This is a genomic window from Anaerotignum lactatifermentans, assembly GCF_016902535.1.
Classification (GTDB): Bacteria; Bacillota; Clostridia; order Lachnospirales; family Anaerotignaceae; genus Anaerotignum; species Anaerotignum lactatifermentans_A.
The window spans coordinates 1-14636 of sequence record NZ_JACSNY010000027.1 but is presented as its reverse complement, the minus strand read 5'-3'; the positions used below and the strand labels follow the sequence as shown (position 1 = coordinate 14636).

Annotated in this window: 14 protein-coding genes and 1 pseudogene; all 15 read right to left on the bottom strand. The window is 44.6% G+C overall.

Annotated features, from left to right (window positions below):
• Positions 1-282: 282 nt before the first annotated feature.
• Positions 283-645, bottom strand: coding sequence for a hypothetical protein (locus H9X84_RS12375; protein ID WP_205134563.1), 363 nt, complete (start codon positions 643-645; stop codon positions 283-285).
• 580 nt (positions 646-1225) lie between these two features.
• Positions 1226-2101 (bottom strand): copper amine oxidase N-terminal domain-containing protein, encoded by an 876-nt coding sequence (locus H9X84_RS12370; protein ID WP_205134562.1) that lies wholly within the window; start codon positions 2099-2101, stop codon positions 1226-1228.
• Positions 2102-2425: 324 nt separating this feature from the next.
• On the bottom strand, positions 2426-2803 hold the full coding sequence (locus H9X84_RS12365; protein ID WP_205134561.1) for a hypothetical protein: 378 nt from the start codon (positions 2801-2803) through the stop codon (positions 2426-2428).
• Between the two features lie 77 nt (positions 2804-2880).
• Positions 2881-4059 (bottom strand): hypothetical protein, encoded by a 1179-nt coding sequence (locus H9X84_RS12360; protein ID WP_205134560.1) that lies wholly within the window; start codon positions 4057-4059, stop codon positions 2881-2883.
• Positions 4060-4089: 30 nt separating this feature from the next.
• On the bottom strand, positions 4090-4659 hold the full coding sequence (locus tag H9X84_RS12355; RefSeq protein WP_087990062.1) for a DUF6935 domain-containing protein: 570 nt from the start codon (positions 4657-4659) through the stop codon (positions 4090-4092).
• A gap of 42 nt (positions 4660-4701) precedes the next feature.
• Positions 4702-5775 carry a hypothetical protein gene (locus H9X84_RS12350; RefSeq protein ID WP_205134559.1) on the bottom strand — a complete coding sequence of 358 codons (1074 nt, stop codon included), beginning with the start codon at positions 5773-5775 and terminating at the stop codon, positions 4702-4704.
• A 14-nt stretch (positions 5776-5789) separates the two neighbouring features.
• Positions 5790-7103, bottom strand: a complete 1314-nt coding sequence (locus tag H9X84_RS12345) for a TPM domain-containing protein (RefSeq protein ID WP_205134558.1) — start codon at positions 7101-7103, stop codon at positions 5790-5792.
• Between the two features lie 19 nt (positions 7104-7122).
• The gene (locus tag H9X84_RS12340) at positions 7123-8259 is read right to left on the bottom strand and encodes a Trm112 family protein (protein ID WP_205134557.1); all 1137 of its coding nucleotides are present in this window, start codon (positions 8257-8259) and stop codon (positions 7123-7125) included.
• Between the two features lie 344 nt (positions 8260-8603).
• Positions 8604-9668 carry a DUF5067 domain-containing protein gene (locus tag H9X84_RS12335; RefSeq protein WP_205134556.1) on the bottom strand — a complete coding sequence of 355 codons (1065 nt, stop codon included), beginning with the start codon at positions 9666-9668 and terminating at the stop codon, positions 8604-8606.
• A 54-nt stretch (positions 9669-9722) separates the two neighbouring features.
• Entirely contained in the window at positions 9723-11153 is a 1431-nt protein-coding gene (locus tag H9X84_RS12330; protein ID WP_205134555.1) for a hypothetical protein, read from the bottom strand.
• A gap of 57 nt (positions 11154-11210) precedes the next feature.
• Positions 11211-11894, bottom strand: coding sequence for a TIGR00266 family protein (locus tag H9X84_RS12325; protein WP_205134554.1), 684 nt, complete (start codon positions 11892-11894; stop codon positions 11211-11213).
• A 66-nt stretch (positions 11895-11960) separates the two neighbouring features.
• Positions 11961-12809 carry a DUF4428 domain-containing protein gene (locus tag H9X84_RS12320; protein WP_205134553.1) on the bottom strand — a complete coding sequence of 283 codons (849 nt, stop codon included), beginning with the start codon at positions 12807-12809 and terminating at the stop codon, positions 11961-11963.
• A 27-nt stretch (positions 12810-12836) separates the two neighbouring features.
• A complete protein-coding gene (locus H9X84_RS12315) occupies positions 12837-13220 on the bottom strand; it encodes a hypothetical protein (RefSeq protein ID WP_205134552.1) in 384 nt (127 codons plus the stop codon).
• Between the two features lie 62 nt (positions 13221-13282).
• Positions 13283-14248: a hypothetical protein gene (locus H9X84_RS12310; protein WP_087990053.1), complete on the bottom strand. Its 966-nt coding sequence runs from the start codon at positions 14246-14248 to the stop codon at positions 13283-13285.
• Positions 14245-14636: pseudogene (locus H9X84_RS12305) on the bottom strand (SPFH domain-containing protein); the annotation flags it as partial. The pseudogene H9X84_RS12305 and the gene H9X84_RS12310, both read right to left, overlap by 4 nt.

The window sequence follows — 14636 nt, the reverse complement described above, 5'->3', positions numbered from 1 at the left end:
TATCTGACACCAGATGAAATGGAAGCAACATTCTGGGATCGGCAAGGAATCTAGCCGTTCCCAGAAAATATATTCAAAAATCGTGTCTTTTTTATTGACTATAGTCCAACGCATCTACTTTATCGGTCATAAACAACTTGATGACTGTATCATTAATTGTACAACTTTCTCGAACATGGTTTACCTTCTCTTGTTAAATATTTAGTATAGGAAATTTATTCACTCAGAGATAAGTAAACCATGTCCATTTCATACATCTCAATTTGTAAATCTTATTGTATCCTATCTATCGCCTTGTAATACCAATTTTTTCTGTTTTTCTCCAAAATTCATTTTTTGCCATACTTTCTGACGATTTTTATAATCTTTTGAACCATAAACATAATAATAATCAAGTACAAGCAGCTTGAGTATTTTCACTGCAAAAATATTATCATTATCGTTATAATCGTCATATTCACCTAATATTAAATCAACCGCAATTTTACCAAACTCATTTAGCTGTATTGCATCTTTCATTAGCCTGTAACCTATGCTCTTATTTAATGATGACTGTGTTATAACCGGCATCGGAGCCTTATTAGCTACAGAATTAGCCAGATTTCTTATCATAGCATAAGACAAAAGTCCAAATAAATTATCCATAGAATAATTAAGTTTTCTACTAAGTTTTTCTATTCTATTCATCTCAAGTTGAGATGGATTCGGTTGTAATTTTTGAGAAATAATACCTTTAAGAATTGAATCGACCCTAATAACTAATCCAAAACATATCTACAAATCTTGCTTTAGGTAAAAAATCCAGCTTTCCAACTACTAACGGCATTGGGTAATGAGATCGTTGACCTTGTACCTTCCCAATAATCTTCTCTTATATACGAAGATATGGAACGATAATAGGGGTTTCTTGAATATGGGTCAACCATAAATTAGGAATCCTTCCCCTTTGAAATGGTTGCAAATACCTTTTCAATGACTCATTATTAAGCGCATAAAACAGAATGTTATTAAGTTGATGACATTCTCCATTCAACGGATGGTTCATTGTCAAAAACTGAATTCTGCATAAAATTCAGTTTTTGACAAACTAAGGCTTTTTACAAATCTTTATGGCAATCTGAATTTTTATCTGTACCTCCATCTACTTTTTTCAAATAGGCCTCTATCACATTTATGATTTTCCTAATTGAATCAAATTCTGTTATTTCTTGTTCCGCTCCTTCATTTACTGATAATACCATGCCCAGCCGCTATAATCTCCAGGAGCAAAAATTTCAAATTCTACCATGGAATAAGCGCTTACCGGATAGCAGGTACCATCATATTTGTCAACCAGAGCAAAGTCTACGCCGCCAGTGAATAATTCAATATAATAGTAATGGCCCACATCCGCAAAATATCTACCAAAATATTCTTTTCCTAAACCGCTGTACTGGATGTTCTCGGGAGTGATATAGTATACATCTACATTATAGTTTTCCAGGATGTAATCTCTTTTGCTAAAAAGGAAATCATAGAAATAGATATTGGTTGCGATTTCAATAGCCTTTTCGGGTGAAACCCGAACCACTTCCGTTCTATCCTGCACATAAACGACTCTTGTTGCGCTTGGACCGTCATAAATTTCATTAAAAAAACCGATATCCGCTCCAAAAGCGGTGGCAATCGCCCGCAGCGGAACATAAGTAGAAGATTCGATGATCTGCGGCGCGTTGGTAATCTGTTGCTGTACACCATTCACCCAGATGTTCCTGTTGCCAATGGTCATCTCAATATCCGTATATCCTTTTGTAATATATACAGTTCTGGTTGCCGAATCCCAGCTTACTTCAGCACCTAATCTGTTGCTGACAACCCGCAAAGGAACCAGTGTGGTTCCGTTTTGGATCACCGCATTGGCATCAGATACAATATCGCCATTGACAAACAGCAAAATCGGCACGCTGACTTCTTTGGAAACATCAGGATAATCCACCGTATATCCGGCATCATATCCATGCAAAGTAACTCTTACCCTTGGTTCTGCCGCAAATGCACTGGAACAAATCATTGCCGCAAACAAAACTGTACAGGTCATAACCTGCATAAATTGTTTTTTCATTTTTCTTCCCTCCTTAACTCTGAAATCTGATTTATGCTTTCTCCGAAAAGATCAGGGTAACAGAACAGAAAAGAAACCCGATTCCATCCTTTTTTCTTTGTTTCTTCTCCGTCTTTATCAAAAAGGAACCCTCAAAAAAACTTTATTCATAAGAAAATCTTTTCTGAACGTTCCTCTCTGATATACTAAGCTTATGTTTATTTTCTATTTTTACTTCCATTGTTTTTTTCATTTCTTTGTTGCATTGACATCATGTCGGTATTTCTCGGCAAAATACCAAAAAGTGATTTCTTTCTCTTACAACTTGCTTTTAACCAACAAAAATTATAATGCCTCCAACTTCGCAAGCAAATAGGTCAGAGAACTATCATAAAAAACAAAACTATCTATCAAGCCGGCATTTTGGGCATCCACAGACTTACTGCGAACAGCAGCCTGCTCGGGACGGACCAGAAGCAAAATTTTTATATCTCGATTATCTTGCCGCAGTGATTGACAAATTTCAATTGCATATGCCATATCTGTCTGATCTACAACATCCAATATCATCATATCAGCATGAAAAATATCAGCCCCAACTACAGCCTGTGAATAATTGAGCTGCGCCGTCCATTGGAAACCAATCTCCGGCTTTGACAGTATTGCCGCCGATAATCCCTGACCAAGTATCCTGTTGGCTGAAATAAACAGAATTGATTTCATAATTCCCCTCCTCTGCAAAAGCGCAGGTTTACTTGTATCAGTTAGGTTGAAACCAACAGCAAAATTATCCTTGGAACTTATTTATAACGATATGTCAAAGTCATAAAACCCGTCCCCTCGATGAAAAACGGTGGAATACTGCCTGTACGATAGTCCATATACATATCCATTTGCTCTCCTGATGGTGAAACCAGAATCAGATAACTGCCATTATTTGTGTTTTTCCCCGATGTTGATGTAGTTTCCATCCGCAAATATTCATTTTCCATCCGCCAGAGTCCGGAATACATCACCTGATAATTCTGCTCCTGTTCCGCTTTTTTATATATCTCTACGCGACCTGCATAGGCAGGATCACAGTTGCCTTCTCCAAAGGAAATATACCAGTTATCGCCACACTGCCATTTCGTATTCATCAAAGCAGTATCATAAGGCACGCCCCAACCATCATCCATTACATCATAGGGATCCAGATTTTTGATATAATCCCATGCATTCCAATGGAAAGGATCCTTCATTTGCGTATCTGTTCCAAAATGCGTAAAGTCTATCAGAAGCTTGGCTTCATATATGCCGGCATAACTGTCCTCTTTATAATAGAACGGAATACCCAGAACACCGTTGTTATCCAGATCCCGATAAGGGCACCACTGCATATAGCCGCCGCTGCCGGAAAGCGCACTGATCTTGACATTAGATTCGTCCCAATATTGCTCATAATTGGCAAACACCAACACCGGTTCGGCATACTCACTGTAATAAAGTTCTTCCCCGTCATAAGGATAAACACCGTATTCGTCTGAAATCCATTCAGTACGATTCACGCTTAATGTACTGAATGTATCTTTCGGAACGAAACAGAACAAATCTCCATAGCCGTCCCCAAGTACACGCTCCTTATCTGCTGCAATTTCCAGAATAAACGGCAGTTTTTTTACAAGTTGCGGGGCACTGGTCTGTATCCAGTCTGCCAGAGGTTTGGTATCACCTTTCTCCCGATGTCCCAGATAGCAAACGCCGATTACCCCATCTGTGAAATAACTCATATATTCACGCAGATAGGAAAGACCATTTGCGTCAGCCGTATTCAAAGATGGACTGTTTGTCGTACAGGAAACGACATCATTGACCAAAGTCTGATCTACTACTGTGGCTTCTGTTGCTCCCGAAGCTTTTTCCTGACATCCGGTCAACCCCGAGAACATTGCTGCGCAGACGACAGTAGATATCATTTGCAGATACATCTTCTTTTTCATGCTTCTCCCTCCTTTTGGATTGAGAATTTCTTATGCCCAAGGGTCCACAGCCTTTGGAGTACGAACACCAGTTAACAGATACTGCTCCCAAAGGAACCACTTTCCGTCACTGCCACGCTGACGAAGTTTGATGGGTCGAGGCGCGTCTGCACCACCACAAGGGATAAACAGCTTCATATATCCCTGTTCTTCACCGGAAACATGATTGCTTTCGATATGAATGGTATAAGGCTCGTTGGGCGTATAATTATTTTCAGGTGTAGAGCCTGAAAAATAAGTAAATGGCAGATAGGTTTTTCCATCCCGGAAACGGTCATTCAAAAAAGAAATCTCCTGTCCGTTCAAAGGGCGTGGTCCCCGCAGCCAGTTCAGCATTTCCAAACCGATATTCCGGTCAGCGGCATAGGCACACAATGCCAGAACCGTCAGTGCCGCCGTCTGAAACGGCGTATTCAAAGACGCCTCCGGAAGCGCCTGTAATTCGGAAAGACTTTCAGGGAGCGCTTTGAAGGTAAAGGTTTCCGTTTTATTTCCAATGGATGTGGCAGCTGTTACTGCGGTATCCATTGCCGTTTGTTTCAGTTTATCAAAAATACCCATACAATCTCTCCTTTCACGCCTGCATATATCTCCAGTTTTTAATCAGCCATAGGCTTGCCACAGGTCGGTAGAAGTCATGCCTTCTTCAAAAAATGGCGGACAAATCCCAGTTTCCCGATCCTGCTCCACATACAGAGAATAGCCTTCGGGCTGGATCAGTACGGGGAAACTGCCACTTACGACATAACCATTGTAATCTGAGATTTCCAGACGGAGGCAATCGCCTTCCATACACCAGAAACCGGTATAAACCAGATCATAGTTCATATCGCTGATGTCGTAAAGTTCCACGGTACCGGCATAAGGAGGATCTGCGTTGTCCTGATACATGAATATAGACCAATCATTGTTGACCCAGTTGCAGAATGCAATTTCATCTTCTGTGGGAACTGACCACCAGCTGTATTCATTCAGGTTTTCCGGAAATTCCAGACCGGTTACGACTCCATAGTACCAGAAATCCATCAGCAAAAGCTCTCTGTTTTCATTCATAGGCAGAATCGGGTCGTGGTATTCATCAACCTGCGGATACCATGTGGCTTCTGCACCATTGTTTGCTACCAGATTGATCTCTATATCTGGCTGTGCCGCATTGCCCTGAGAATTCACAAATACCAGTACAGGCTCTGCGTATTCACTCCGGTAAAGTATCTCACTCGCTTCCGCATGGGATTCTGTGCCGGTTGTTTTCCATGTGACATAATTCACCGCAAGAGAGGTTATCTCATCCCGGGGGACGATGCAGTATACATCGCCGTAGCCCGGACCGAGGATATTCTCCTCAGGGATCTCCAGCAGAAATGGCATCATTTCAATCAGATTCATGTTATAGAGCTTCATCCAGTCGGTCAGAGGTGCCTTGTCCTCCTGCGCCCGGTAACCGAGATAAGCCACGGCACCGGCTATGTTTTCTTCCAGTGCCATATCCTGACGCAGCCATTCAATGGATTCTATAGCTTCTGCCGAAAATCCTTTTGGTTCTTCCTTTTCTGCCGCCATGACGTTCTTTTCAGCTCCGTCAGATTGCACATTTTTCTCACTACAGGCAGTCAAACCAAACGTCAGTATCATACACAACAACACAGAGAACAATCGGTTTAAGATACTCTTTTTCATAGCTTGACCTCCTTTTAGAAATTTCCGCTTCGACCACTGCCACCGCCACCGCTTTCACTGCTGGTTCCACTAGAACTTTCCTTTTCTATTTTGGTTCGTGTTTCCGTTGTATGGGTATACTGATCGTACTGGTCTGTCAGCTGTAATCCGCCTTCGGTGATGTACGCATTGGCTTCTGTTTGTTGATGAACCGTTCTCATTCGATATTTGAACACCGAACAGACGATTGCCGCAATCAGACAAGACGCTCCTGTGGCAATGGCAATAGACGGCAAAGGAGATTCACGTACCGGTTTGCCTTCTTCTGCCTTTGTCAGGAATTCGTCACAGGTGTCCAGATAGTGAGAAATACCGCTATACCAGTCATTATTTCCAAAATCATCCAGAAAAGCTTCTTCCAGCATCAACTGTCCATATTCATTAAACGCATACTCTGCGTATTCGCCGTAAACAAACATGGCATAGTCCCGTTCTTCCATACTGAGCATCACGATTATCCCATCTCGGTTTTCTCCCATACCCAGTTCATTATCATGATAAATCGTATATGTCACTTCATAGATGTCACCGTACCCATAGTCTGTAAAATCATCAACCAGAGCAAAATAGATACCACAATTCTGACGCTTGGAAATGGTTTCAGCTCTGCTCTCAAGTTCTTCCCATTGTTCAAAAGAAAGCAAGTCGCTGACATCGAACACATACTTCATTTCCACACTGTTTTGATCCGCCGTATTCTCCTCTGCCGTATCAATATTTTCAGCAGCATATTCCGGCGGGCAGTTTGTAAGGATATAATCCGTTGCCGCTTCTGCCATGGCATCCACAGCCTGTGTCAATGCTGTGGCACTCATGGTCATATCTTCGCCGTTCCACGCCTCATCTGCCATATAAGGTTCTACCGCAGCATAGAGCACGTCAACCAATTCCTGACTGCTTCCCCGGTCCTCACGCAGATTGGCATAAACGCACCACCCATTTTCAGCAGGCTTAGCATAAATGTGATCATCCAGCTTATTCATCTGGATGGTCAGCGTTATACCTTCCATGTTTTGTCCATAGCCATAACCATATTTTGAGTAAAGCCATGCGGCAGTTTCACAAATATCGTCATCACTGGTTTCCGACAATACATCTACTCGTATGTCAATCCCCAAAGATACCGAAAGCTGCGGGAGCATATCTTCTCCTTGATAGGTCAGCGTTGGAGAACCTAGAGAATTTGTTTCGTCATAAATCACACCTCGTGGTTGTATTGCCGATACCGGAAAACAAAGGAACAATGCCAGCATAACGGCAAGGGTAAAAGCAGAAAAAATTTTTTTCATAACAAATCTTTCCTCCTTTCTACAGCACTAAAAGCAGTATGGAGCCCAGCACAGACAGAGGAACCGCAATGGCGGCAAATAAGCCCCAGAATTTGCCCCAACTGATTGGCAAGTCTCCCACCATCTTTCCGGTCTGACCATTCATAGCAAAAAGGAAATCTTTTCCCTTCCATTTGGTATTCAGCATCCAGACTGGCATCATGGCATAATGTACCTTGCCTCTCTGAAGATGGATGCTTTCATGATTGACGATACAGGTATCATAATTTTTCACAGTCTTGCGCAATGCAGATGATAATGTTCCCTCACAGCGCTGATCTGCACGCGTGATACTCTCTTCCACAGACACATCAAACTTGTCCGCAAGGAAACCAGGAAGATAGGCTGTGGAAAAACTCTTTAACTCCTCATAATGATATGGCTCAATGGAATCCATGTGATCGTCCGGCATCTTACTGGAAGCATCTACCGGCACTCTCTCAAATGTAACAAATCCAGCTCTGTAAACATCATAATGCTTTGTCTGTGTAACTTCATAATCCCCGGAAGTATAACTATGAGAGCGGGTTGCCTTATAATAAGCGTCTCCTTCTGCCTTGCCATCAAACATCCAGAAAGGGACATAGATTCCACGAATCTCCTGTATATGGTTTTCCGCAGTAAAATCCTTTGGCAAAAGGAATTTGCCTTTATAATGTTCTTTCAATGCTTTCACTGCGTCTTCTTTGCTGACTTTAAACGGAATGATATAATCAGGCTTCAGACTTCCAGAAAACTGTCCCGGTATTACCGTAGGATTGCCGCAATAAGGACAGGACGTTGCCGCTGTACTCTTGTCACAGATCAGTTCTGCTCCGCAGCTTGGACAGCTGTATGCCTGCATCTCCTCGTCTTCTGCACCCCATTCCTGTAAATCAGATATGTCCCATGTATTGCCGTCAGAAGATGCATCATCTATCTGGTTTTCTTTTTCCTCTTTTTCTGAAGCCTGCTGAGCCTCTGCTGCTTTTTCTTCTTTTTTAGCATAAAGAGCCTCAATCTCTGCCACATCATAGCTGGAACCACAGAAATCACATTCCAACTTTCCAGAAGCACCCACATAATGGAGTGGTCCGGTACAGCTTGGGCATTGATAATTTGTTATCTGTGTACTCATCTAAATCCCTCATTTCCAAGCCGATGGTGCGACTATCCATATCCCAGTCCAAAACATCGGCTGTCGTTCTTCGCCTCCGAATCATTCCTTGTGATAGGTTGTATCTTCACATTTTAAATTTTTTCTGATACATTCTAATGTACTTTTTTATTTTTTAAATTACCTCATAAATCCTACTTCATTTTCATATCGGCTTATCTATTTATAACCAGATTAAGCCATACTACTCCCGCCCCAAAACGGGGCGGGAGCTAATTGCACGTTTTTCTGTGAGATATGCTGTTCAGTAAATAAATCAGTGTCATCCCAATTATGAACTAATACTTTAACATCCGGCATCAAGTTTACGCGCCTACATTGATGCTGTCGGGCATAGCCTTACCTGCCTCAATCAAAGGCAAATACCAGTCATAATAATAATAGGGGAGGAAATCCTCACCAAGATCATCCCAGGAACTTCCCCAAGGAAGAAGATGGATTTCATAGTAGTATTCGTCATCGCCGTTTTCATAGTAACCGTCAATGATGATCATGCCAGGAGGAAAATCCACCAGACCTGGATCAACGATCCAGTCTGCATGTTCCAGAGCAATATCTGTAAAATCGCCGCTTTCAGACATCAGGGTACCATATTCGCCTGTTCCGAATTCACTCAGAGTAACTGACGCTTCCACCATAGGATCGTTTCTTGTGTAGTCTTCGTCCCAAAGTACAACAGTACCGGTATAATCATCACCAATATCAATAGTGCCGCAAATATCCCAGGACATACTGCCCATGCCCTCGTAATATCCATAGCAGCCAGTCATTACCCACCAGCCGTACCAGTCACCATTCCAAAAGTCAAGCAGTGCATCGCCACTATCGGCAGTTGCTGCTTTTTCTGTTGTTTTGGTTGCGGGAGCTTTTGGTGTTTCGCGGCTGAGTTTGGAAGGATCAATGGTAATGGTGTCGCTTTTGGCGTCACCAAAGGATTCCTCAAAACTTACTTCGACCATGCTGGTTGTATCAGCCAGTATAAAAGAAGTCATGATTTCGATGGTTTCACCATTCTGAACCTCAGTGAACTGACTGTCACTGACTGTTTCGAAAGAGTCATCACTCAGATAGATTGTAGCGAATTCCAGTGATGCATCGTTCTGCATTACATTTTCGGAGATTGACCAGAGATAAGAATCACCGGATCCGCTGTTATTTGTATAGTCCAATGTCAGAACAAGAGCGTCGTTCCCATCGTAATCTTCCATGATACATGCGCCTTTGTAGACCAGCGTATAGTCTCCCAGCACAAATTCCACAGGTTCTGACTTCTCACTCTCACTTGCTGGCTGATCCTTTTCACAGGCAGCAAAGCTGAATACCATAAAAACCGCTACCAGTACACTCAGTAATTTTCTTCCTTGTTTCATTCTTCCCCCTCCTCTCTGCGCTAAGAAGCATTTAGATGTATATTATCATTACATTTAGAAACCGCTAAGCTTGAAAGCAACCAGTTCCATTGCGGATTTATCCGCTCTGGTTTCTGTCATAAGAGCAAGAATACTGCCATCTGCCAGCTTCGTTCCACCACAGAACCATGGATAACTTGTGCCAAACAAATCACTGTCATCCGCTGCGCCAATATAGGTACCATCTTTTGTCCAAAGCACTACCTCACGCATATTTCCATCCAGACCAAGATAACCGTTTGCTGTTTCTGTAACAAAAGTGATGCTTCCTAAGCTGCTTCCGTCAGAATCCGCCAGGGTTGCTTGCAGAGTGCCTGCTGTATCATAAACAAATACTTTATGCGCACTGTCACCTACGGCAGATCCACAAACATAAATATGATTTTCGTCAACCATCAGATATCTCACTGTATCAACTTCTTTGAAAACAAATGGTTCTGTTTTGATTGCTCCATCAGAGATGGTGATTTTTTCACACTCCGGACCGGAGAACCAACTGATGCCCCAAGTTCCTGATGGATGCATAGCAACGTAATCCGGACCTTCATAAGATGCTGTCAGAGCGCCATCTTTCCAGCTGATCAAAGGCATCGCAAAATCCGAAAGCCAGATTGTTCCAGATGTATCGGCAGAAATATCTTCAAATTCATCGTCCAGCGCAATATCTTCAGCGAATTTCAAAGATGCACCATCATAATCGAAGCGTTTCAGCGCACCGTCCACCAAAAGGAATGCCTGATTCCCGACAACAGCCACTGCATGCTCAAATGTTTCCTTTGTTGTAATGCAGTCTGTAATTGGAATCCACTGGCTGTTTACCGTGTATGTTCCAATCATAGCGCTGTGCTCGTCAGTAGTAAAAGGCTCACCTTCCCACGCCCAAGGACCGTCCACATTTCCAGTGTCCTTTAACTTGATCGTCAAACCAGACAACAGATCATCAACACGCTCGTCCTGATATTCTCCTGTAATTTCAATCAGAACCGTTGCGCCAGCGCCCTCTACACGGCTAAGATACCGTAAACATGAAGAACCCCAGTAGTTTCCTTCAGACTTGAGGCAACTAACACCACCGATATCCGTCATATCATAAGACTCATTGACTGCGTATTCGTATTCATCAAAGCCATAGCTAGTGAGATAATCCCGGAAGGAATATGGCTCTTCGACAGCAACACGGATCAGTGCAGTTACGAGGCTCCCCTCTCCTTCTTCTTTAGGAATCTTCATGGTAATCTTTGAAGTTGTTTCGTCATTGTAAAAATCATCCTCCGTATAGGTCCAGCCGTCCTTATCATCATAAACCAGATCCCACAAGTTAGCATTAACTGTTGTTCCATCTTTCACTTCGGCAGATGTTTCCTCGCCATCTTTACTACATGCAGGAAGGCAGAAAATCATTACCGCCGCTAAAAGCAAACACGTTAACCCTTTCTTTTTCTTCATAGACACACACCTCTCTCCATTTACCATTTCCCGATTTTTAATTTCTGATTTGAAACTTTATTTTTTATCACCAAAAAATGGAATCAGCAATTCAGCCACCTTCGTGATCGGCATTGTCTGCAGGATTACTTTACCAGGGCCTCTGACAACGGTATTGAAAATACCTTCACCACCGAGCAGCATATTCTTCGCGCCTTTCACTGTAACAACATCCATCGTACAGGTTTCTTCCATTGCAGCCAAATAACCTGTACTGATCAAGATTTCCTGTCCGGGAGCCAGATCATATTCCACTGCATGTCCATCGATTTCGATAAAAGCCATGCCATTCCCGCTCAATTTCTGCATAACGAAACCTTCACCGCCAAAGAGTGCTTTCCCCAGTTTTTTCTGGAAATGCATGGACAATTCTACACCTTCTTCAGAAGCAAGAAATGCACTTTTCTGTACGATCATGGAATGACCGTCGTTGATTTGCAGCTCTTTAATGGCACCGGGAAAGCTTGATGCAAATGCAATAGTCCCATCTCCGCCTTCTGCGGTATATCTGTTCTGGAATACAGAATCACCGGATGCCAATCTGCCCAGCATCTTCTTCATACCGCCGCCGGAAGTCGTTTCCATTTTCATATTGGGACTCATCCAGCTCATACTTCCGCTTTCTGTAATCATGGATTCCCCTGCAGCCAATTCACATACAACAACTGGTAAATTTCCTCCTAAGATTTCATATTTTTTCATAGTAAAACCCCTTTCTTTGTTTTAATGTGTCTCTGCTTCCCTGCATTTTTAATAATCACCGTTCTTTTATCCATTCACAGCGCCGCCGCAGAATTCACAGCATCCGCTGACATCCGGAATAGTTGTTGCTCCACAGTATGGACAAGTCACTGCCGCCTTAGGTGCTGCAGCTGCAGCCGCTTCTTCCCTTACCTGCTGACGCACCTGAAGCAATGCTTCCTTGATCTCCAATCCCATTGCCTCATATTGCTGATATTCCACACTGGCACGTACTTCCTCGGCATTGGAGGTATAAGAGCTGCCTCTCATACCCCCAAATTTAGGAGGGAGATTTCCACGCTGCGAACGCATACCATCCGGTCCATCCAACAGCGTTTCAGCATCATTATCCACAGAACTACTGTTCAGCTTAAAACGAATCTCGTTAAAGTAAGGATGATTGACATTGATAACAATGTAAAAATCATAGGAGTATGCATATCGTTTCGGGTTAAAACTCTGCCGTTCTCCTTCTTCATCTCTATATTCGATTTCCGTTTTGCTTTCATCGATATCCAACTGACATCCAGTTACATCTGAGAATGACAGCACATCGGGATTGGCTTCTTCCAGATTTTTTGCGGCGGTAACCATAAACAATCCTGCATCCTCATCCAACAGAACCTTGGCATGCTCACCCAGAGTCCGAGTAACACGAAAGGCAGAAACCTTCTCCTGATTTGCCTCCCGATAGGACAACTGCTCCCGAATCTCCTCTACCGTACTCTGACGGCGTTCATTGAACCATGGAGAGAGCTTCGCTGCACAGCTTTTGCACAAATTACCATCCTCCAACTTACGGTTGCCAAGTAATCCAATTTCATCACCGCAAATAGAGCATTCTTTTTTATCAAATAACTTTCCAAAGAGCCCCATAGCCCACGCTCCTTTCTGAATCTGATTTTATATATGATTGCTTACCTGCATCGCGCCATAGATATACAACCCCGGTACAAGCAAATTCAGAACCAGACTGGTAAAACTGAAGCTGCCTCCACCAATAATGCCAATGATCATGGAGATGATACTCAAAATCGCGATGACAATGCCCCACTTGATACAGGAAGCAGCCTTTTGGGGTGCACTGCAGGCCCCGATGCCCTTGATGCCCGCGATAAACTGGATTACAGAGGCAACCGTTACAAGAATGGAACTGGCATAGAGCAGGCCGGTACCCTCCGCGCTCCCCGACAGGACTGCCAGGGCACTGACGCCGAGAATGGCGATGACGCCGGCAATGGCGGCGATGATGCCGCCGATGATCATGAGAATGGATGTGACTTTCAAAATCTTCTGACCTTTCATTTGTAGTAACTCCTATGTTCTGTTTTTATGGATCGATTTGCGTACTATGGCTGTTCATCCAGCAGGCACAGGGCCAGCTCTGTAAAATACGCCCGGAGCTGCTTCGCTGTTTCCTGATCCAATTTCTTCTGCTGCTGTTCGCCGTCAGAGTAATAGATGGTGCAGGCCGGCTTTTCCGAGCTGCCGTCCGGCTGTTCTTCCAGACGGATCTCCTCCGCAAACGCGGTGAAGGCATCCCACTCCTCATCTGACACGACCCAGTCACTCCAGATCTCCTGCTTCCGACCGGACGGGGTAAATCTGGCCCGGAGGATATAGGGAGCGTCCTCTCCGTACACAACAGACGGGCCCCGATCGAATTGGAAGGAATAGTCCTTGGAAAAGAGAGCCCCGGACTGACCCATATAGAAGCCGCTCAGCTCCGGCGGGGCATAGCGAGGGATCTCCCGTCCAATGGGGTCGGCCAGCTCCTCCAGCAGAGCGATCAGCGTATGGATACGGCGGTCGTTTGGCGGATTATAACGGATGCTCCGTGTTCCGTCTTCTGTGCTCCAGGTCAGGATCAGGCTGGTGGAGTCCCCGCCATCCATGACTTCGATCCCCGGTGGCAGCTTCACCTCACGCCGGTTTTCCGGGATGGGCTCCATCAGCGGGTAGAGCTCCAGAATGATCTGCTCCACATCCGACCACTGAGCCGCGGTGATGGGGACATTCTCTTTGGTGGACGGATGATACCACTCCTCGTCCTCCGCCGTATCCGGATCAAGGGCCGGATAATAGCTTGTTTCCAGAATGGCCTCCGGCGAAAGCGTGATGGCAAAATCCGCTCTGGCAACCATGCCGCTGGTGTGGCTGTATGTGACGCCGGTCAAGGTACCGGGCGGCACGGCAGATTTCTTCTGTATGGGTGCATCACCTCCCTGATGACCTCTGAAACAATATCCCACAGCCGCCAGAAGCAGGAACAGACCTACAACAGAAAATACGGCGGTTTTTCTTCCCCGGGTCATCCCTGCACATCTCCATCGTCAAAGGGATCGCCGCACTCCGGGCAGAACTTGGGCGGATGGGCGGGATCATCCGGCTCCCAGCCACATTTGTCGCATTTGTACTGGGGCACGCCGGCGGGCTTTTTTGCCCCGCACTCCGCGCAGAATTTCCCTTTGTTCACCGCACCGCAGGAACAGGTCCAGCCGTCCGCTGCGGGCCGGGGCTTGCCGCACTCCGGGCAGAATTTTCCGGTGACGGCTGCACCGCAGGTACACTGCCAGCTTTCTGCTGCCGGCTTGGGCTCCGGCTTTTTGCTGCCGCAGTTAGGGCAGAAGCTGCTGGTGATGCCGCTTTGTCCGCAGGCGCAGGTCCAGCCAGGGGCGGCAGGCGGGGGCGTGGGTACAGGGG